Raw genomic sequence first — 19,842 nt, forward strand, 5'->3', positions numbered from 1 at the left:
CTCCCTCTAGGTCAGGCTTGGGTTTCGTGTGAATCCGGTTCCGGCGACGCGCCGGTCCAGACATTCATGCGGGCGGTTGCCAGCGCTTCAAACGCGCGGGCCCGATGTTTAATCTCTTCGGAAGGTTCGCGATTAGCGAGACGGTCCTCGAGCCAGGTCCGGCCTGCGTTCAATTCTTCAATTGCAGCGTCGATATCCTCGCGCTGATCATGCAGCGCTTCGATGCGCGCGCTAAATCGGCTGAGCACGGCGTTGATAGAAGCCGGCGTTTGCGCGGTGATCGCTTCCAGATCGAGCATCTCGCGGATCTCATCCAGGGAAAACCCGACGCGCTTGCCGCGCAGGATCACAACCAGGCGCGCACGATCCGCCTCGGCATAGACGCGGCTGGCACCGCGGCGTCCGGGGTTGAGCAGGCCTTTTTGTTCGTAAAAACGCAGCGTGCGGGCGGTTACGCCGAATTCTGCCGCCAGATCGCGGATGGAATATTCTGCCGTCATCACGCGCACCTCCCCAATGCAGGCGTGAATGTGACTCACTCTTACGCGAACGTCAACGTCAACTATGTGACATTTTCTAACCGTTTGAGACTGTTGACCGATTGCGCGGTCCGGGTTTGTGTCTTCCGCAACAACGTCAATCTGGATGTGCCATGAACCGCGCCCTCGCCGCCCTTCTTCTTGTTTCGATCTCGCTGCCTGCCTGGGCGCAAGAGGCCGAGGAGACACCGCCCCAAACGCCGGACGATGAATTGTCTGATTTCCTGGATTCGCTGCGGCTCGATTGCGAGGGCGAGGAATGCGACAGAGACAACGCACCGCCGCCTTCTGACGAAGAGGCTGAAGCGGAGGATGCAGCTGAAACGGTCGAGCAGGCTGAAACGCAGGCAACCGCGCAAGCCGAGCCCGACGAAACACCCGCTCTTGAAGATGACGCATCTCCCGCACCAGCGGCCCCGGCGGATACCGCGGCGTCCACCCTGTCTCCCGCGACCCCTCTGCTAGACAGCACAGCGTATCTCGAGGCGCGCGGCGACAATCTCAGCGAGGTGCTCGAGCTGGTCTGGTCCATCGACGTCATCAGCCCATCCGGTGAACCCCTAGGGGAAAGCCGGACGAGGCGGTTATTCATGGCGCCGGATTTCGTACGCGATGAAAGCAGCGCTGAAACCCATCTCTATGACTTCTTCGCAGGCCGTCATCTGCAAATCGACGCAGAGGCCGGTACTTACCGGAATCTGGCGTTCGAAGCGGATGTCCGCCGGCGGCTCGACACCTATCTCGGCCTTTCACGCCAGGGCACGCTGGATATTATTCCGCTTGGACCGGACACAGGATTTGAGCGTTTCTGGCTGGAAGCTGCCATGGGATTGCGCCGCGCTCCCGTTGACCTGGACTATACCTACGCAGATGCCACGCTGAGTGTGCACCGCGACGGTGACGGAGAAATTCTGAGTGCGCGCTTTGAAGTGCCAGACCTGCCGGAAGCAAATGAAAGCGATCCGCAGGACAACCCTCTGGAAGACAGCTCTGAAACCACTCCGGACGTGGACGGGATTACGCTTGCGGATGCGGCCAGCCCGGTCGATCTCGAGAATGGCGAGTCGGTCGTTTTTGATCCGACAAGAGGGGCCGCACCCATAACGCTGGATTTCGATTCCGGCGCCAATCCCGTCGATTATCCCGACAGCTTGCCCGCCACACAGGCGCAGGCGGAATTGTTCCGCCGCTGGATGCGCCATGCGCTCCCCATCCATCCCGACGCCCTTTCGCGATTGCGCGGCGCGCCGTCCATTCCCGTAGAGTTTTCGTATTTTGTAGTAAGCCCTGAAAGCCCGGAAGGTCGGCTGGAAGTCTGGACGCTGGTGTCCAGCGATGTGCGTGAGCCCGGCTTCCGTCTGGAACCGGATCTGGCCGTGACACCGCCCGGGCCCGACCTTCTGAGTGACATCATTTTGCCAGCCGCCGTTGAAGCCAGCACTGCTCGCCCGCCAACAGAGGGCGTGATGATGGACATCATTGCGGATTTCCGCGCGCGCCGCGATTTCGCCCGCGCCTACCTCACGGCGTTCCAGGAGATCAGCCATAAGGGTCCCTGCCCGCCGCCCGGCCCGAACAGCCAGCGGCCCATTTGCGACGAAACCGCCGCGATCATTGCGTCCGGTTTGGGCAATTCAGCGTTTGAGACCGTATTTGGCGCCGTCAATCTGATTGGTGGCGGATCCGGCGAGCGCATACTTGAGGCGCTGGAACCCTATCTGGCGGAAGAAACGCTGGCCGGGGCCGCAGCGCGGACGATTGTTGCAAACGAGCTACTGGCCTGGGCATCCCGGGACCCGGAGGGCGCACCTGAAGATGTGGACCCCTACCGGTTGATAGCAGAAGCCATCGCGATCGACCCCTATGCGCTGGCCAATTATCGCTACTTTGGGAATGCGATGCTGACCTTGAGGAACCCGGTATCGGCCTGGGCTGCGTTTGATGCCGCACGTTCGGTTCCCCACTCCGCGCCGTCGCCCTTTATTGCGCAACTTGATGATCTCGACCGCCGGCTGCGAACTCTTGCGCCTGAATTCTTCCTGCCCCGTTAACACGTCTTTACCGGGGATTAACCGAAACCGCCGTCATTAACGAAATGAAGTGATCTGATGGCGGACGCGGGTTCAGACGGCGATTGGCTGTGGAAATACCACATCTAGTAGGCTGTCATCCGGTTTACACAATATTAACTGGCGAGCTAGCGTTGGGCATCGAACAGGAGTGCGATTCGTCATGCCCTCGGGGGGACCCTGGAGCGTCAAAGGAATAGATCCTCGCGCCCGCGCTCGTGCCAAAACGGCAGCGCGCGCTGAAGGTATGACGCTGGGCGAATGGTTGAACCGCGTCATTCTGGATGACGGCCCCGATGACGACGGCAACCTGAATTGGGAGAATCATCTCTCTAATTATCCCGGCTTTTCCCGGCGCGACACAGAAGGCGATGCCTTGCTGCGGGGCATGGTCGAACGCCTGACACAGCGGGTCGAAACCACCGAACGCCAATCCGCTGACGTTCTCAATGATGTGGATCGCTCTTTGACCGAGCTGGCTGAGCGGTTCGAAAACACCGACACGAATGTGCGACAGGAACAGGCGCGCACCCAGCAGGTCGCCGAAGCCGCCCGAAAGGCCGCCGAAGCGCTCGCCCTGCGCGTGAAGCGGATTGAGGACGCAGGCGGCAACGCCGATCAGACGACACTGCAAGCTTTCGAAAATGCTTTTGGAAAGCTGGCCGCACGGGTCTACCGCAATGAGACCGATGGCAACCGGGCAAGCGAGGTCATGCAGTCGGCACTGGATGAATTCGGCCAGGCCACGGAACAAGCCACGCTTTCACTTCAAAAGCGCATCGAGGCGATCGAAGCCGGGCAGTCGCAGCTTGGCGACGCGTTACGGCAATCCGGTCATCGCAATCAGACCGCCGGGCGCGCGCTTACCGGTCTGCATGATGCCGCCGATCGCTTGCGCCGCCGGGTGGAAGAATCCGAGCGCCTGACCCACGATGTCGCCAACACGTTCGAACAATCCGTTGCCCGGATCGACAGCCGGTTGCGCTCGCTGGAATCGCGCCCGCTCTCAGCGGGCAATGCCGATATCGACCGCCGCTTCGACACCCTGTCAAACGAGTTGGCCAGCGTGGTGGCGGACACCCGCTCCAAGATCGCCCGCGAACTGGAAGGGGTGGCCTCCGAAAGCCGCGTGGATCGGCTGGAACGCTCTTTAAAATCAGCCGAGCAACGCATCGCTGCCGCGGAAAGCGCGCATTCAGAAAGCCTCAGCCGGATCGGGCTTGAAATCACCCAGCTCGCCCGGGCGCTTGATGATCGCATCACCAAAAGCGAACAGAAAGCCGAAGCGCTGCACATTGGCGACAAGGCGGAGCGCGAAATGGAGCGCCGCTTTGATAGCCTGCGGACCGAACAGCGCGAGGCGGTCGAGCGATTGGGTCAATCCCTCGGCGAGCGCGTAGAGCAATCTGAAGCCCGTGCCGCAAGCGCGATTGAAACTGCGACCCAGTCCATGTCCGAAGCGGTCGGGCGTCTGGAAGAACAACAGGCGGCCAAAACGCAGGAAAGCGATCTGGAAGCGCGTTTGCGTCAATCAGAAGAACGCACCGCCAAGCGTATCGAAGACGCCATTGCCGGAATTTCCGAGCGGCTGGAAGAAGCCCGTTCGGAAACCACCGAAAGCCTGACACCCGTCCAGCGGGCCATGAATGCGCTCGCCGACCGGTTGGAGGCCATCGAGAAGCGCGCCGAGCCGAGCCCGGAGCCCGCCGCTCCGCAACGGTCAGCGCCAGGCTTTACCGAGCCGGATTTCGACACACCCTTGGCACCGCCTCCAGATGCGGAAACGCCGCCGGGTTTTGATGATGACGAAGTGGATGATCCCTTCATCATCTCCGAGGCTCCGCGCGCGCCTGCCCCGGCACCGGCAGAGATAGAAGATGACTTTCTCGCCGATCCGCAAGCGGATCCTGTGGGGCGTGCGGATCCCGGCATGATCCTGCAGCCCATGGATCCCGTCGACGAGCCGGCTCCGCGTCCTCGGCCACAACAGCGGGCCCGGCCCGAACAACCGGCGCGCAAAGCGCCATTAGGCGCGACCGCAGACGCTGATTTCCTTGCGGCGGCCCGCAGCCGGACGCGCGGCGATCGCGCCGTCAGCTTTGATCCTTATGCCGAGGAAACCAGCTCCAACTCATCGAATGGCCGGACGATCATGATCGCCGCCAGCGTGCTCGGTTTCATCGCTATCGCGTCGGCCGCAACCATGCTGCTGTTCGATAGCTTTAACCGCGAGCCGGCAAGCGCCGCCGAAGCGCTATCCGCCGATGTGCTGGGAGAGCCGTCGAGCCGGCCGGCCTCTGCTGCGACCACGCAGGCGGTCGAGGAAACCCCGCCACCGGTGCAAAGCGAACCGGAAAACGGCAGCACCGAAGCGGGCGCAACCGGTGAACAGGCCGCCGTATCCGACGCACCTTTGCAGACCAGTGAACCGCCGGCGGCTGAACCGGAAACCGCGGCTGCGGCCACACCGCCTCCTGATGCGGCACGCGAGATTGATCTCAATTCGGGTGCATCCCCCCAAACCGTCAGCGCGGCGGATGTCCCGCAAACGGTGACGCTTTCTACGCCAACCTTGCAGGAAGCGGCCTCCGATGGCGATCCCGTAGCCCGCTATCTTCTGGGTGAAGAGCGGTTGAGCGCGGGCAATGTCCCGGCTGCGGCAGCCCTCATACGCCGGGCCGCAGAACAGAATGTGCCCGCCGCGCAATTCCGCTATGCCCGCATGCTGGATCGCGGCATGGGGATGGACGCCGATCCGGCCACGGCGCGCCAATGGTATCTTCGTGCCGCCCAGGCAGGACATCGCCGGGCGATGCACAATCTGGCCTCGATGTATGCGACCGGTCATGGCGGCGAAGCGAATATCGAGGAGGCCGCCCGCTGGTTTGAAGAAGCCGCGCTGCGCGGTCTGACAGATTCACAATTCAATCTGGCCATTCTTTTCCAGCAGGGCCAGGGACGTCCGCAAAGCCCGGGTGATGCCTATGCCTGGTTCTCTATTGCTGCAGGCAATGGCGATCGCGGCGCGGCCCAGCAAGCAGCGGCTTTGTCATCGACGCTGGATGCAGGCGTGCGCGCCCAGGCTGATGCGATTATTGCCAGCTTCCAGCCGCGCAACTTTGATCCTGAGGTCAATGGGGAGTATGAACGCGCCTGGGGCCAATCCGTAACGCTCGAAACCGCCATGATCGCGTCTGCTCAAAGTTCACTCAACCGCCTCGGCTATGATGCCGGACCGGCGGATGGTCAGTGGGGGCCGCGCACCGAGGCAGCCGTGCGCGCGTATCAATCGGAGATTGGGGTTCCAGCAACGGGCGTGCTTGATGCCGCCCTGGCCGGGCGCCTGGAAAACGCCCGCGCCGGCTAGGGGCGCGGGGCGATGCAGATCTACCTGCCGATCGCCGAAATTTCGGTCAACATTTTCCTCCTGCTCGGGCTCGGCCTGGGCGTTGGCTTCCTGTCCGGCATGTTCGGCGTGGGCGGCGGCTTTCTGATGACGCCGCTTTTGATCTTTATCGGCATTCCGCCCGCCGTGGCTGTGTCAACCGAAGCCAATCAGATCGTCGCTTCTTCGGCGTCCGGCGCGCTGGCGCACTGGCGGCGCAAAACGCTCGACATCAAGATGGGGCTATACCTCCTGCTGGGAGGGGCCTCGGGCTCTGTCTTCGGGGTCCAGCTTTTCGCCTTCTTGCGAAGTCTCGGTCAGATCGATCTCATCATCTCGCTCTGCTATGTCGGGTTTCTCGGCATTATTGGCGGGCTGATGTTTATCGAAAGCGTCGGTGCCGTCCGCCGCCGCAATCGCTCTGCTCACTCCGCCCAACCGGTCACGCGCCGCCGCAAGCGGCGCATGATCGACCGCCTGCCCTTCAAGACGCGCTTTCCGGCATCGGGCCTTTATCTGTCAGTCATTCCGCCCATTGTGATCGGCTTTTTCGTTGGCACGCTGGCGGCCATCATGGGTGTGGGCGGTGGTTTCATCATGGTCCCGGCCATGATTTACATTCTGCGCATGCCGACCAATGTCGTCGTTGGCACCTCGCTCTTCCAAATCCTGTTCGTCACCGCGCTGACCACCTTCCTTCAAGCCGCCCAGAACCAGACGGTTGATATCGTCCTCGCCTTGCTGCTGATCGTCGGCGGCGTAATCGGCGCCCAGCTGGGGGTGCGCGCTGGCCGCCGGGTGAAGGCCGAGGAATTGCGCATCGCGCTCGCGCTCATGGTGCTGGCCGTTTGTGCCAAGCTGGGCTGGGATCTGGTGGCGACCCCCTCTGACTTCTTCGCCATTCTGCCCGCCAGAGGAGAAGGCCATTGATCGCCGCCCTCCTCGCCAGCTTCGCCCTGCAGGGCCAACCGGCACTGGATACCCAGCCGGAACAGCAGCCGCGGGTCGTCGCTGCGCTCAGCACCGAAGTGGTGGAAATCCGTTCTGATTTTGCCGGGGCGGAGATCATCCTCTTTGGCGCGGTCACCAACATGGCCGAGGACGATGATCTGGTCGTCGTGGTGCGGGGGCCGGAAACCGATCTGCGCGTTATGCGCAAGGAGCGCACCTTTGGCATCTGGATCAATCGTGCGCCGGTACGGTTTGAAGATGTGCCGAGCTATTATTCCGTCGCCTCAACCCGGCCCTTGCAAGATGTTGGGGCATTCTCGGCCTTGAGACGCGATGGCATCGGCCTTGAACATTTGCGCCTGACCGCGCCTGAAACCGAGCGCACGGAAATTCGCCTCGGCGTGGAAGTCACAGTCAGCGAGATCGGCGAAAGCATCATCGAGTATCGCGAAGCAATAGGCCGCAACCGCGCCCGCGATGGCCTGTTCGCGGAAACCGCGAGTGGCGTTCAGATGCTCGAAGGCGGGCTCTTCCGCGCCAATGTCGCCTTGCCACCCGCCACGCCGGTGGGCGACTACACGGCGGACGTTTATCTCTTCCGGGATGGCGTGCCGGTGGCCTCGGGCGCCGTGGCACTGGATGTACGCAAGGCCGGTATGGAGCGCGTCATTTATAACTTTGCTCACGACTATGGCTGGCTATATGGGCTGGTATCAGTAGCGCTCGCCCTCCTCTTTGGATGGGGCGCAGCGGCCATCTTCAACAGGAGATAGTCCGACATGAGCCAGCGCCCGATCCTGCCTTACGTGCTTGGCATCGCCGGGCTGATTCCGTTTGTGTTTTTGGGTGGAACAATTCTTTTCGCAAATATCATGTGCGATCCCTATGAGGGTCGACGCTATTTCAGTGTTCCTGGCGGGCTAGCTCCGTTTCTTATTGGATATGCAGTCGTGATTTTATCCTTCCTAGGAGGGACACGCTGGGGTGCAGAAATCCAAAGAGCGCCGCAAAAACCGGATGCGGCAATCCTTTGCCTGTCAATGCTTCCCCCACTTATCGGGTGGGCCACATTGCCCATAACGATGATTCAGTTGCGGTTGGATTATATACTGTTCACACTCGCCTGCGCCTTGTTGGTTCAAGGCGCTTGGGATGTCTTTGCGGTGCGCAAGGGTCGGCTGCCGTCCTGGTATGCGAACTTGCGAATTATCCTGACTCTGGTGGCTGTTATCAGCCTGCTGGTGCCAGGCCACGTTCATCTCATTATCAATGATTTTGTGTATTGCGCCGCTCGTCGCTAATTAACCACCGACCCGCTTTGCCGGGATGGGATAGACCGCTTCGCGGCCCAGCACCCAGGCATCGGGGCATCGCCCAAAGACGCTTTTGATCGCGTCATCCCGCACCGATAACCCGCCCGCATAAGCGCCGAAGGCGGGCAGGATCATGCGCGCGCCATTGGTGGCAAAACAGCGCAAGCGCCGTCCCCTTCCCAGCACTTTCGCGGCAGGGTGAAGGTGGCCACAAATCTCCCCCGGCGCCTCGCCCTTGGCAGGTTCATGGCGCAGCGCCAGACCGCCAATCATCATTTCAGGTCGGGTCACACCGCCAAACCGCGCAGGCGGTTCCGGATCGTGATTGCCTTCAATCCAGATCCATTCCGAAACCGACTTCACGAGGCCGGATAAAAGGTCGGCATCATCCTCATGTATGCGATTGTCCGCCCCCAGATCATGGAAGCTGTCGCCCAGCGCGATCACGGTTTCGGGCTGATGCGCCTCAATCGCCTGCGCCAACCGCGACAGAGTCTTGCGGGTGTCATAGGGCGGCAGAAGCTGCCCGCCTGCGGCATAGGCCGAACCTTTCTCAAAATGGAGGTCCGCTACCAGCAGAGCCGAAAACTCCGGCACGAACAGCGCACCGGTCAGGTGCGGCACGACGGCAACGCCATTGACAGTGCAGGCCAGTTCTTCGGTTTTTCGCGCGGGCTCAGCCATCGCCCATCATCTCCGCAATCAGTTCTTCGGAGGCATCCGCGAGGATGCTTTCCTGCGCTTCGCCGTAAACCGGTTCGCGCCCGATTTCGAGCATAACCGGCACAGCCAGCGGCGATACCCGCGGCAGATCAATGCTGTGGATATGTCCTTTCACGCGCTTCAGCGCTTCACCCAGCCGCCGGATATCCAACAAGCCCGTCGCCGCATCACGCCAGGCAGCCTGCAACAGAATATGATCGGGCTGGTGTTCGCGCAAAACGTCGTAAATCAGATCGGCCGAGAAAGTGACCTGACGGCTGGTCTTCTCATGACCCGGAAGGCGCCGTTCGATCAAACCGGAAATAATCGCGCAATTCTTGAAGGTCCGCTTCATCAGCGGGCTTTCGGCCAGCCACGCATCCAGATCATCGCCCAGCATGTCTTCAGAAAACAGTGCGTCCATATCCACGCCAGCTAGATCGCGCAGCCCCCAGACCGCCAACGCATACTCATTCGCCACAAAGCCGGTGGGCCGCATACGCAGGCGCTCCAAGCGCCGTGTCAGCAACATGCCCAGCGATTGGTGCGCCAGCCGCCCTTCGAACGGATAACAGACGAGGTAGAACTTCCCATGCTTGGGAAAGGTCTCGACCAGTAAATCATCCGGCTGTGGCAGGCGCGATTTTTCCTTTTGCAGGCTCAGCCAGTCCTGCACCTGTTCCGGTAGGACTGACCACTGCGACGGATCATGCGCGATCTCTCGCACCCGCTTGGCGAGATAAGTCGATAAGGGGAATTTCCCGCCCTGATAGGACGGCACTTTCGGTTCCGGATCGGCGGATCGCGTGACCAGCGCGGCATTCTCGGCGATGCCCTGAAATTCCAGAATTTGCCCGGCAAAAACGAAGGTATCGCCGGGTGTGAGTTGTTCGATGAACCACTCTTCCACTTCGCCTAAAGGACGTCCCCGGCGGCGCATGGTTTGTCTCCCCCTGCTTGCGGAGGGAGTGTCCCGGAGGGACGAGGGGGGCTGGCCCCCTCCGCCCGCTTCGCGGCCACCTCCCCCGTGAACGGGGGAGGACAAAACGATTGGCAACATCTCGGCCTCAATGATCGTGCCGACATTCATGCGGTGTCGCTGCGCCACACGCGGATTGCGCGCCTGCCAGAGGCCGTCGCGATTTTTGATAAGCCGCCGGAAGCGCTCATAATTATCCAGCGCATAGCCGCCCGTGGAACAGAACTGAAGGACCTGATCGAACTCATTGCGGGTCAGCGTTGAATAGGGCGCCGCGGCCGTCACTTCCGCATAAAGATCATCCGCCTTCACCGCCTCGCCACAGGCCCGGCCGGTCATGTGCTGGGCCAGCACATCCAGCGCGCCAGCCCGCAATGGCTCACCATCCAACACGCCCTCAGCGACAGCCGCCCGTGCCGCTTCACATTCCAGATGTTCAAACCGGTTGGTCGGCGCCAGCAGTGCCCGCGAGGGTTCATCCAGCCGGTGATTGGATCGGCCCAGGCGCTGGATCAGCCGCGCCGAGCCTTTCGGAGCCCCCATCTGGATCACCAGATCGACATCCCCCCAGTCGATGCCGAGATCGAGGGTAGAGGTGCAGACAACCGCTTTCAGCTTGCCCGCCGCCATTGCGGCTTCCACCTTGCGGCGCTGTTCCACCGCCAGCGAGCCATGATGGAGGGCAATCGCCAGCGCGTCATCATTGAAGCGCCAGAGCTCCTGAAAAGTGTGTTCGGCCTGGCTACGCGTGTTCACAAAGATCAGCGAGAGACGCGCCTGTTTGATCGCCTCATAAACCTCGGCCATGGCATGGCGGCCGGAATGGCCGGACCAGGGAATGCGCTCCTTGCTGGCCAGAATATCGATCTGCGGCTTGGGGCCTTCACTGCCGCGGACAATCCGGGCGAACCGCCCCTCACCGCTTTGCGGGGTCAGCCAGCGCGCCAACCCGCCTTCGTCCGACACCGTCGCGGAGAGGCCCGCCCGCCGAGCGTCCGGGGCCCATTCGGCCAGGGTCGCCAGTCCGAGGGATAACAGATCACCCCGCTTTTGTGTGGCCATGGCGTGGATTTCATCAATGATGATGCGTTTGAGATCAGCAAACCAGGCGCGCGCATTCGGTGAGGCGCAGAACAGCGCCAGCTGTTCCGGTGTCGTCAGCAGAATGTCCGGCGGCTTGTCGCGCTGTCGCTGACGCCTGGCAGGCGGCGTATCGCCGGTTCGGGTTTCGATCCGGATATCCAGTCCCATCTCGTCGACCGGCATCATCAGATTGCGCGCGACATCTACGGAAAGCGCCTTTAGCGGCGAGATATAAAGCGTGTGCAACTTGTGAGCCCGGTTCGGACCCTTTTCGCCCACATCCGCCAGATCGATCAGGCTGGGTAAAAACCCGCCCAGCGTCTTTCCGCCCCCGGTCGGAGCGATCAGCAAAGCATCCTCTCCCGCCTGGGCAGCCTCGATCATCTCCAGCTGATGCGCGCGCGCCTGCCAGCCCCGGTTGGCAAACCAGTTTGCAAATCGCTCGGGCAACAAGGCATCGCTCATGGCGATAAATCTAGCGCCCACCAATCAAAGCAACAGGCCGCACATCAGATGGGGGACGCGGGAAAAGCTGTTCCCCCTGCGTTTCAGCGTCCTGTCTGCTAGAAAGACCGGGCTCGGGGGAGCGCAGATGTGTGAGGGACAGTCATGGCACATGCGGCCATCGAGCGCTTTGAAGCGCTGCAATCCGCTTTTTTTGCGGCCACCAAACGATCCGAACGGGCTCAGGCCCGGTTCGCAGCTATGGCCGGGCTCTCGGTCGAGGATGATCCAGAAACACTTGTGAGACGCACTCTGCGGGAGCGCGAGGCGATCAACGCCGCACGCTCGAAAATGCGCGCGCCGTCATCCTCGCTGCGTCTGGTCTATGGTGCCGCTCTGGCAGCGGCGAGACGCGATGGCGGCGGACTGGTCAAACTCATGGAAGCGCTCGAAACCGAGCGCAAACGCCGGGGTGGCCGCCGTCTTTATGCCGCCGGTTCCCGAGCGGCCCTGGTTATGCTGTGTGCGGGAGGTAATTTCTCCCAAACGGGCATGTATTTCGACATTCTCGAAGCGATTGCTGCGCCCTGGTGGCGGCGCAAAGCGGCAGATGAGGAAACCTTCGCGGCGCTGATGGCCGCCACAGGCGAAACGCCTGAGACGGCGCTCGAACGGCTGGAACGCGCGGATGCCGCGCTGAACGCCGCAGGTGCCCCCAAACGCATCTGCAACGACGCCCGCTTCCTCGTGGCGGTCACGGACCCGCAGATCGATGATTTCACATCGGCCTGGACCGCCCTCAACATAGCTGTGCAACAGCGCCGCGGCCTGCGCCAGAGGGCGGGATGGACCAGCCTCGCCATGCTGGCGGCCCAGGTGGAAGACGGTTCCGATGCGGGCGATGCCTTGCTGATGGCCGATGAGTTCATCGGCAATATGCGGCCGCGCGTTCACGGCATGACAAGAGGCCGTTTGGCCGTGCGGCTGGCCGCGACCATGACCGGCTTGAAAACGCCGGGGGCAGCAGCCGCCGATTATGCGGCTATCCTGGCCACGCAAGCCGCCGTCATCGCCGCCACGTCCGCGTCGGCAGCGGCTGTTGTGGCAGCGACCTAATCTGTCCGCACTGCCACACTGGTTGAACCGCGTGTCACACCCTCGCTATCGGTCGCTGTCAGCCGAATCCGGTTGGCAGCAGGCGAAAACGCAACCGCCTCGCCCAGCCCGCGGGCAAAAACCGCAAAACTGGCGGTTTCATTCGACGCGAAGGTCCGCGTGAGACTTTCGGCAGGCGCAGCCAGACAGGCTCCCGTCGCCGGATCCGTTTCGCAAAGGCGTAAACGCAGCGAGTTCGCCAGACCTGTCCCGGACGGCCTTACGGTCAACTCACCTTCCGCACCAACATTGGACACCGCGGTCGCAAATGCCGAACCCGCGCTGGAATCGGCCAGCCGCAAAATGCCATCAGAGCTTGGCGTGACCGCAATCGCGATCAGATCAGGTGTCGGCGTTGGTTCGAAAGACAAGACCAGCGTATTGATACCCGAGCGGATATCTGCTGCATCGATAAAGTCGCATTTGAAGCGGAAACCGAGATCCAGCGCGGTAGAGACGGCCTCGGCGCGCGGCGTGACTTCAAGAATAAAACTTCGCGATGAGCCCGGCGCGATGTCGAAAACAGCGTTTCGATCGCCCGTCACGGCGTTGGTAGCCGGATCTGTCTCACGATAGTTAAACCCGGCTGCCAGTGGCGCAGCTGGCGCTATCCAGCACCCGCGCGCCGCTGCACTGCTTGGGTTCAGCACGGTTGCGAAAACGGTGGCCGGTTGTCCGGAAGTCACGGATCTGCTGGAAGGAAGGACAGCCGTTACAATCCGCCCGGTATCATCCGGTAATTCGCCGACATAAAAGGCACTTTCACGAACCTCGTTGCCATGTTCCGCCCGGATCACCCAGCCGCCTGTCTGTGCATCCTCAGGCATTTGATAGACGGCCAGATATTCCTCGCGGACAGCGAAGGCCGGTTGAGGCTCGAAATCCTGACTTGAGACCTCATTTCCGGAAGGGTCGCGCAGCGACAGGCGTGCCGTGGTCCCGGCCTGGGTATCGCTTGCATAGAGCCCCATATACATGCGCGCGCCCGGCAGGATGACGTCACGAATGTTGGGGATTTCGGAGTCGCAAAACGAGGGCGGAATCACCGGCGCCGCATCATGCGCAAAAACCGCCGTGATCCGCGTATCAATGTAGTCGGGCTGATGCTGCCAAAGGGTTGTCGCTTCGCCGCAAGTGCCGGCATAGGCATCAACAACGAAATCAGGAATATCCGGATGGCGCAGTTCGAAATGAAGATGCGGCGCTCCGGAAAGGCCCGAACTTCCGACCTCACCCAGATATTCGCCCGCTTCGACCCGCTGGCCAATCGGTTTCTCTGTCAGCGTTCCTCTGGAAAGATGCCAGTAATAAGCGGTGACGCCATCATCCTGAAGGACCGTAACAAAATTAGCCGCTGGACTGGCATGCAGGCCCAGGCAATTCCGGTCGGCCGCCCCATCGCCGCGATTGATGATCACTCCCGGCGCAGCTGCGATCACTTCGCCCCAGCCTTCTGTCATCGAATGACCGCGAAACGCTGCGAGCGAGATATCGATACCGGCATGATTATAGCCGGTGATCGTATCGTAGGTTCGCGTGCCGCAGGACCAGTCTTGCAATTGTCCAGCAGTGGCCAGATTCCGATCAACGAAGTTCGACATCAGGTGGACCTGGTATATTTCGGCATTCGCCGAAGCCCGCACAGGAAAAACCAGTCGATCAAAACTCGCTCGAAGCTGTTCGGGGTCCTGCAATTGCGGGCGCTCCAGGCCCAGTTTTTCCATGTTGATGGCGATCTGCCGGTCAATTTCTGCGTAATTGATGGGGGGATGAAGAGCCCCCGGCCTTGGCCGTGGATCCAGGGTCTGACTGTAAGCCGGTGCCATGACCGCCAGCAGGCCGGCGCAGACAAGACTGCGAAAAAACATGATCAATCTCCCCCTCATACCGTGACCCGTTCCATCAGCTGCGACAAGGGCCGTGACGTTAAAAATCCCGTGATCCCGAACATCGTCCCTCGGGATTGAATCGTGTTTATTCCCCCTCGCCGCTTGGGGTTTTTGCCCCAGTTTTAATCGTTTCAACGAAAAGGAAAAAACCATGCGGTCGATTGTTTCAAGTTTGCTGGCGGCCACCGCGATTGCGGGAGCAGCGGGCGCCGAGATCACCCATTATGTCAACGGTCATGTCTGGAACGGGTCAGGTTTCGAGACACGTACCCTCGCCGTGGAGGACGGACATTTCATTGATGTGTCCGGCACCCCTGACAGCGTGATTGATCTGGAAGGCGGATATGTCGTTCCAGCCTATGCAAATGCGCATCATCATATCACAAATCCAAACGATGCTGGCGGCTGGCAGTTTCTGGAACAGGGCGTGTTTTATGTCTGGAATCCCAATCTTCTGGGACGCGCCAGTTCTGATGGCGCACGCGAATACTATGCCCGCCGCGACACCTATGATGTGCGCACATCCTATGGCGGGATTACCGAGCCTGGGGGTCACCCGGAACCGCTCTACACGGTGACACTCCGGGAGTTTGTCTATCCGAACATCCCGATCGAGGACTTTCTTGGTGACGCGTTTCACTATGGCCGGACGCCAGCACAAATTGATGCCGCACTGGATTTGCTGGCCGAACAACAGGCCGACTTTGTCAAAACCTACCTCTTGTATTCGCAGGAATATGAAACCCGGCGCGATGATGACAGCTATGGCGCCGAGCGTGGCCTGAACCCGGACAACTATGCCTATCTGATCGAAGCGGCCCATGCGCGCGGCCTTCCTGTCGCGGTCCATGTTGAGACGGGGCATGATTTTGAAGTGGCGGCCCGCGCCGGCGTTGACATGTTCGCGCATATACCGGGTCATGCCGCTCAGACAGAAGTCGAGGAGATCGAAATCCGCCGCATCAGCCCGGAAGCCGCGGCCCTTGCCGCAGAAGCCGGCAGTCTGGCGGTTCCGACATTCTGGCTGGCGCGGTCGGTTTACTCCTACAACCAGGTTCAAAACCCGGACGAAGCGGCCCCGGAAGAAATCCGCCAGCAAATGTACCAGCTACAAGCTGACAATCTGCGAACTTTGCAGGATGCCGGCGTGCCAATCCTCACGGGCACGGATGCCGGATACGGCATTTTCGATGAAATCGAACACATGTACGGCACCGGCGGCATGACCAATGCCGAGGCCCTGACCGCTGTGTTCCAGACCGGCGCCTATCTGTTCCCGGACCGGCGGATCGGCTGTTTCGAAACCGGATGCGAAGCCGATTTTCTGTCGCTGAACGCGGATCCGTCGCAGGACCTCACGGCCCTGCGCCAGATCAGCCTCCGCATCAAGGCGGGTGAGCGCCTGGAAGCGCCCGCCGCAGACTAGCTGCCGGCCAGGGGTGCCACGTATTCAACGCTGGCACCCGGCCCCAGCGGCCAACCCAGATAGACCCAGCCCAGCATCATCAGGAAGCCGACGATCATCATCAACACCGAATACGGCACCATGATCGCTGTCAGGCTGCCTAGACCGAAGCCAGACACCCAGCGGCGCGCAAAGACAAGGATCAGCGGGAAATAGACCATCAGCGGCGTGATGATATTGGTCGCAGAATCGCCAACCCGGTAGGCTGCCGTTGTCGCTTCAGGCGACACGCCCAGAAGCATGAACATGGGCACGAAGACCGGTGCCAACAGCGCCCATTTCGCACTGGCTGATCCCACGAACAAATTGATGAACCCGGTCAATAGCACCAACAACGCCAGCACGAGCGGCAAGGGCAGGCCGGAGGATTCAATCACGCCCGCGCCTGTGACAGCGGTGATCAGGCCCAGATTCGACCAGCCGAACATCGCCACGAAATGTGCTGCGGCGAACGCCAGAACCAGATAGTAGGCCATATCGCCCATCGCCTTGGACATCATGTCGACAAGGTCTCGATGGTTTTTAATGGTCCCGGCAGCGGCTCCATAAGCCGTGCCTGCTGCGAGGAACAGAATGAAAAATCCCGCGACCAGCGAATTGAAGAACGGCGATAATCCTGTCACCGCATCGGCAGCCCCTTCATTAAACAGCGGAGTGCCCGGCCCCAATGTCAGGAAGGCCCAAACCACCGCAACCGCCAGAACGGCAAGGCCAGCCCAGAGTAAGCCCTTCTTCTGCCCATCGGTTAGCGGTGCGTTTGGATCATCGTCCTCTCCCGCTGCGCCAGGCGCTGCGCCGCCCGTCCAGGGGCCAAGCCGCGGCTCGATAACGCGGTCGGTCACATACCAGATGATCGGAAGATAAAGGACCAGAAGACCGATGATGAAATAGGTGTTCCCGGCAATATTCACCTCATAGCCGGGGTTGATGAGGTCCACACCGGCCTGGGTAATCCCGAACAGAAGTGCATCCAGCTGGCCCGGCGCGATATTGGCCGAGAAGCCACCAGACACCCCGGCAAAGCCGGCGGCGATACCGGCAATCGGGTGACGGCCCGCCGCAGCAAACAGGACACCCGCCAGCGGAATCAACACCACATATCCCGCGTCGGCAGCGTGGTTGCCGATCATGGCGATCAGCGCCACCACCGGCGTCAGCAGAAATTTCGGCGCGTTGCGGACACCGGCCCGCATGGCGGTTCCGAACAGTCCGGCACGTTCCGCCACACCCGCTCCCAGCATCACAACCAGCACATAACCTAGCGGGTGGAAGTGTGTGAAGGTCGTGGGCATTTGCGTCAGGAGCTGTTGAAGATTGGCCGGGTTCAACAAGCTGGCTACTGAAATGATCCCGTCTTCCCCGATCCCGAACCGGGCACGGCCAGATTCGCCCAGGCCGGCTAGCACCTCGGCATTAAGCTGAACCGATGTGCCGACAAAAGCCAACACAACGCTGATTACGATCAGCGCGAGGATCAGATAAAAGAAGATGAAAACCGGATCGGGCAGCGCATTTCCCGTCCGTTCTATCCAGCCGAGAATCCCCTTTTGGGCTTCCGGGTGTTCGGGTGTTGTATCCGCCGCCATGTCTCTCCCCTGATTTTCAGACGGTTAAGGGTTAACAGGGCTTTCGGGAATCGCAAGCGGGGCTGGAACTGGCTTGCACCTTCGAAAAGTCATGATAATCAGACCTGCAACAGGGGTAATAACGGGGAGGCTTGGCCATGGACCAGTTGCTCGGCGACAATCAGGAATTCATCAATCAGATTACGGAAATCGTCATGAATGGTGGCGTCAACGTGCTGTTGGCTCTGCTGATCCTGATCATCGGTTACATGGTGGCAGGTGCCGTCAAACGCACGGTCATCCGGATTTCCCAACAAAACCCCCGGATCGACGATACGCTGGCGAATTTTTTCGCCTCTATCGCGCGCTATGCCATCCTGTTGGTGGTTTTCATCGCGGTTCTGAACCGCTTCGGCGTTGAAACGACCTCACTGGTCGCGGCCATCGGTGCGGCGGCCTTTGCGGTCGGCCTCGCCCTGCAAGGCACGCTGTCGAATGTCGCCTCCGGCGTCATGCTGGTTTTCTTCCGGCCCTATTCCCTGGGTGATTTCGTCGAGGTCGCAGGCGTGTCCGGCACGGTGAAGGACATCAACCTCTTCACAACCGAGCTTGCCACGCCGGACAACAAAACCATCATTGTTCCAAATGGTCAGGCCTGGGGCGATGTCATCACCAACTACACCGTCAAGCCGACCCGGCGTGTCGATTTCACCTTCTCGATTTCCTATGACGACGACATCGACAAGGCGATGGATGTTGTCCGCGCCCATTTCGACGCCGATGATCGTGTCCATAAGGAACCGGAATTTTTTATTGGCGTGAAAGCCCATGGCGAATCCTCAATCGATCTGACCGCCCGGGCCTGGGCCGATACGTCCGATTATTGGGGGGTCTATTTTGATGCCATGAAAGGCGTGAAGGAAGCCTTCGACAAGAATGATATCGAAATCCCCTACCCACACGCTGTGGAAATTTCAAAGGACGCTTAGCGCCACATTCGCGCCCTATTCGCTTGCGAGTTTCACCGCATGACACAGTCACAGAATACCTCGTCAAAGACGACCGACGCCGGGCCGCCGCCTGAACGGAAAACGCGGATTCAGCGTCTGTTATCGATAACGCCGGGCGATCTTTTGCGCGTGGCATTGATTTCCGTAATCGTCGGTCTTGTGCTGGCGGCCTTCCGCGTTGATCCACGCCGCTTATGGGTCGATTTTTTCGGAACGATCGGCGAGGCTTGGTCTGAATTCCTCAGTATATCTGTAGATTTGGTCCGCTGGTCCTTTGAGTACCTCTTGCTCGGCGCAGTGCTCGTCGTGCCGATCTGGATCGTCATCCACATCGTTCGCTCATTAGGGAAGCGTTCACCCTAATCCCTGGTTTTGCTCGATAGTTCCGGAGCGCTGTCTTAAGGATAACGCGCTTTGGAGGGGTGTATGGGCGCAGCCACAGCCATCGATACATTTGCTCACTGGTCGTCGACCGGTGACACGTGGCGTGACCGCCCGGTGCTGGTCTATGAAACGGGGGCGCTGATGCGCCGCCTCATCGCCGGCTCACTCAAAAACGCCGGAGCCCGGAACATTATCATCGCGACAAATCGCAAAGAGGCCCATGCGGCGATCGAAGCCGATCTACCGGGCATGGTGCTGGCCGACTGGGAAGGCGGTCAAACCGATCACCGCAGCGGGCTATCCCTGGTGCGCGATATTCGCGGCAGCGATAACCCGGCTTACAGGGATGTGCCCATCGTCCTGACCAGCCAGCACGCTACCCGGACCGATGTCGAACGCGCCCGCGATAGCGGGATCAGCGAATTTCTTCGCAAACCATTGTCGGTCAAAAACCTTCTGACGCGGGTTGAAACTGCGGCCATGCCGCGCCGTTTTGTCAAAGAAACACGCTTTTCCGGACCGGACCGCCGCCGTCGTCCGCGCAATGAAAACGCCCACCGCCAACCCAATTTCAAACGCCAGCGTGATGTCGAGGACGGGTTGATTGATGCCCTCTCGGCGGCCCGCAATGCGTGCTATGCGCTGGCTGTTGAAGTCGCCCGTGATGGCTGCCCGCATGCGCGCCGGGTGTCGGTGTCACTCAAACGCTATCTGACAGCGGTCAATGAATTCGGCCCGTCAGAAAACGAGATCGTGGAAATGCACCGCGCGGCTCTGGTTCAGTTGGAACAGTCCCGTTCGGCGAATGCGCAAGTCCAGCTTGCCGTGGTCAACGGGCTGGAAGAAGTGGTGCGTATGCGGCTTTTGAAAGCCTAGCGTCCCGCGCCTTTCCCGCCTATGTCTGGGATC

General features: G+C 60.7%; 15 protein-coding genes. 10 read left to right on the top strand and 5 right to left on the bottom strand.

The window, feature by feature from the left end; translation table 11 throughout:
- Positions 1–11 precede the first annotated feature (11 nt).
- Entirely contained in the window at positions 12–500 is a 489-nt protein-coding gene (locus ACO079_RS06315) for a MerR family transcriptional regulator (protein ID WP_421792629.1), read from the bottom strand.
- Positions 501–652: 152 nt separating this feature from the next.
- Here ACO079_RS06315 and ACO079_RS06320 point away from each other — a divergent pair, with 152 nt between their 5' ends.
- From ACO079_RS06320 to ACO079_RS06340, 5 genes are all read left to right on the top strand, one after another.
- A complete protein-coding gene (locus tag ACO079_RS06320) occupies positions 653–2,590 on the top strand; it encodes a hypothetical protein (RefSeq protein WP_421792630.1) in 1,938 nt (645 codons plus the stop codon).
- A 181-nt stretch (positions 2,591–2,771) separates the two neighbouring features.
- Positions 2,772–5,975, top strand: a complete 3,204-nt coding sequence (locus ACO079_RS06325; protein ID WP_421792632.1) for a peptidoglycan-binding protein — start codon at positions 2,772–2,774, stop codon at positions 5,973–5,975.
- A gap of 12 nt (positions 5,976–5,987) precedes the next feature.
- Complete coding sequence (locus ACO079_RS06330; protein WP_421792633.1) at positions 5,988–6,923, top strand: sulfite exporter TauE/SafE family protein; 936 nt, start codon at positions 5,988–5,990, stop codon at positions 6,921–6,923.
- The gene (locus tag ACO079_RS06335) at positions 6,920–7,717 is read left to right on the top strand and encodes a TIGR02186 family protein (RefSeq protein WP_421792634.1); all 798 of its coding nucleotides are present in this window, start codon (positions 6,920–6,922) and stop codon (positions 7,715–7,717) included. The genes ACO079_RS06330 and ACO079_RS06335 overlap by 4 nt, the downstream gene beginning before the upstream one ends.
- 6 nt (positions 7,718–7,723) lie before the next feature.
- Complete coding sequence (locus ACO079_RS06340) at positions 7,724–8,245, top strand: DUF3429 domain-containing protein (protein WP_421792635.1); 522 nt, start codon at positions 7,724–7,726, stop codon at positions 8,243–8,245.
- Here the strand turns inward: ACO079_RS06340 and pdeM are convergent, their stop codons facing one another.
- Positions 8,246–8,941, bottom strand: coding sequence for a ligase-associated DNA damage response endonuclease PdeM (gene pdeM, locus ACO079_RS06345; RefSeq protein ID WP_421792637.1), 696 nt, complete (start codon positions 8,939–8,941; stop codon positions 8,246–8,248).
- On the bottom strand, positions 8,934–11,486 hold the full coding sequence (locus tag ACO079_RS06350) for a ligase-associated DNA damage response DEXH box helicase (protein ID WP_421792639.1): 2,553 nt from the start codon (positions 11,484–11,486) through the stop codon (positions 8,934–8,936). The genes pdeM and ACO079_RS06350 overlap by 8 nt, the downstream gene beginning before the upstream one ends.
- A 144-nt stretch (positions 11,487–11,630) precedes the next feature.
- Between ACO079_RS06350 and ACO079_RS06355 the strand changes: the two genes are divergently transcribed.
- Positions 11,631–12,581, top strand: coding sequence for a hypothetical protein (locus ACO079_RS06355; protein ID WP_421792641.1), 951 nt, complete (start codon positions 11,631–11,633; stop codon positions 12,579–12,581).
- On the opposite strand, the gene ACO079_RS06360 is transcribed toward ACO079_RS06355, so the two are convergent.
- The gene (locus ACO079_RS06360) at positions 12,578–14,488 is read right to left on the bottom strand and encodes a peptidoglycan DD-metalloendopeptidase family protein (protein ID WP_421792643.1); all 1,911 of its coding nucleotides are present in this window, start codon (positions 14,486–14,488) and stop codon (positions 12,578–12,580) included. The two genes, ACO079_RS06355 and ACO079_RS06360, sit on opposite strands and share 4 nt — an antisense overlap.
- Positions 14,489–14,660: 172 nt before the next feature.
- Here ACO079_RS06360 and ACO079_RS06365 point away from each other — a divergent pair, with 172 nt between their 5' ends.
- Positions 14,661–15,935, top strand: a complete 1,275-nt coding sequence (locus tag ACO079_RS06365; RefSeq protein WP_421792645.1) for an amidohydrolase family protein — start codon at positions 14,661–14,663, stop codon at positions 15,933–15,935.
- Here the strand turns inward: ACO079_RS06365 and ACO079_RS06370 are convergent.
- Positions 15,932–17,560: an AbgT family transporter gene (locus ACO079_RS06370; protein ID WP_421792647.1), complete on the bottom strand. Its 1,629-nt coding sequence runs from the start codon at positions 17,558–17,560 to the stop codon at positions 15,932–15,934. The two genes, ACO079_RS06365 and ACO079_RS06370, sit on opposite strands and share 4 nt — an antisense overlap.
- A 137-nt stretch (positions 17,561–17,697) precedes the next feature.
- On the opposite strand from ACO079_RS06370, the gene ACO079_RS06375 reads away from it, so the two are divergent.
- From ACO079_RS06375 to ACO079_RS06385, 3 genes are all read left to right on the top strand, one after another.
- Positions 17,698–18,528 (top strand): mechanosensitive ion channel family protein, encoded by an 831-nt coding sequence (locus ACO079_RS06375; RefSeq protein WP_421792648.1) that lies wholly within the window; start codon positions 17,698–17,700, stop codon positions 18,526–18,528.
- A 39-nt stretch (positions 18,529–18,567) separates the two neighbouring features.
- Positions 18,568–18,912: a DUF6460 domain-containing protein gene (locus ACO079_RS06380; RefSeq protein WP_421792650.1), complete on the top strand. Its 345-nt coding sequence runs from the start codon at positions 18,568–18,570 to the stop codon at positions 18,910–18,912.
- 63 nt (positions 18,913–18,975) lie between these two features.
- Complete coding sequence (locus ACO079_RS06385) at positions 18,976–19,809, top strand: response regulator (protein ID WP_421792652.1); 834 nt, start codon at positions 18,976–18,978, stop codon at positions 19,807–19,809.
- Positions 19,810–19,842 lie beyond the last annotated feature (33 nt).

The organism is Hyphobacterium sp. (genome assembly GCF_965228115.1).
In the GTDB taxonomy this organism is placed as follows: domain Bacteria; phylum Pseudomonadota; class Alphaproteobacteria; order Caulobacterales; family Maricaulaceae; genus Hyphobacterium.

Bases quoted from the DNA above. Each gene is read 5' to 3' on its own strand.
- ACO079_RS06375 (WP_421792648.1), top strand. From the start codon at position 17,698: ATGGACCAGTTGCTCGGCGACAATCAGGAATTCATCAATCAGATTACG.
- ACO079_RS06330 (WP_421792633.1), top strand. From the start codon at position 5,988: ATGCAGATCTACCTGCCGATCGCCGAAATTTCGGTCAACATTTTCCTC.
- ACO079_RS06325 (WP_421792632.1), top strand. From the start codon at position 2,772: ATGCCCTCGGGGGGACCCTGGAGCGTCAAAGGAATAGATCCTCGCGCC.
- pdeM (WP_421792637.1), bottom strand. From the start codon at position 8,941: ATGGCTGAGCCCGCGCGAAAAACCGAAGAACTGGCCTGCACTGTCAAT.
- ACO079_RS06315 (WP_421792629.1), bottom strand. From the start codon at position 500: ATGACGGCAGAATATTCCATCCGCGATCTGGCGGCAGAATTCGGCGTA.
- ACO079_RS06365 (WP_421792645.1), top strand. From the start codon at position 14,661: ATGCGGTCGATTGTTTCAAGTTTGCTGGCGGCCACCGCGATTGCGGGA.
- ACO079_RS06360 (WP_421792643.1), bottom strand. From the start codon at position 14,488: ATGTTTTTTCGCAGTCTTGTCTGCGCCGGCCTGCTGGCGGTCATGGCA.
- ACO079_RS06350 (WP_421792639.1), bottom strand. From the start codon at position 11,486: ATGAGCGATGCCTTGTTGCCCGAGCGATTTGCAAACTGGTTTGCCAAC.
- ACO079_RS06340 (WP_421792635.1), top strand. From the start codon at position 7,724: ATGAGCCAGCGCCCGATCCTGCCTTACGTGCTTGGCATCGCCGGGCTG.
- ACO079_RS06370 (WP_421792647.1), bottom strand. From the start codon at position 17,560: ATGGCGGCGGATACAACACCCGAACACCCGGAAGCCCAAAAGGGGATT.
- ACO079_RS06320 (WP_421792630.1), top strand. From the start codon at position 653: ATGAACCGCGCCCTCGCCGCCCTTCTTCTTGTTTCGATCTCGCTGCCT.
- ACO079_RS06380 (WP_421792650.1), top strand. From the start codon at position 18,568: ATGACACAGTCACAGAATACCTCGTCAAAGACGACCGACGCCGGGCCG.
- ACO079_RS06355 (WP_421792641.1), top strand. From the start codon at position 11,631: ATGGCACATGCGGCCATCGAGCGCTTTGAAGCGCTGCAATCCGCTTTT.
- ACO079_RS06385 (WP_421792652.1), top strand. From the start codon at position 18,976: ATGGGCGCAGCCACAGCCATCGATACATTTGCTCACTGGTCGTCGACC.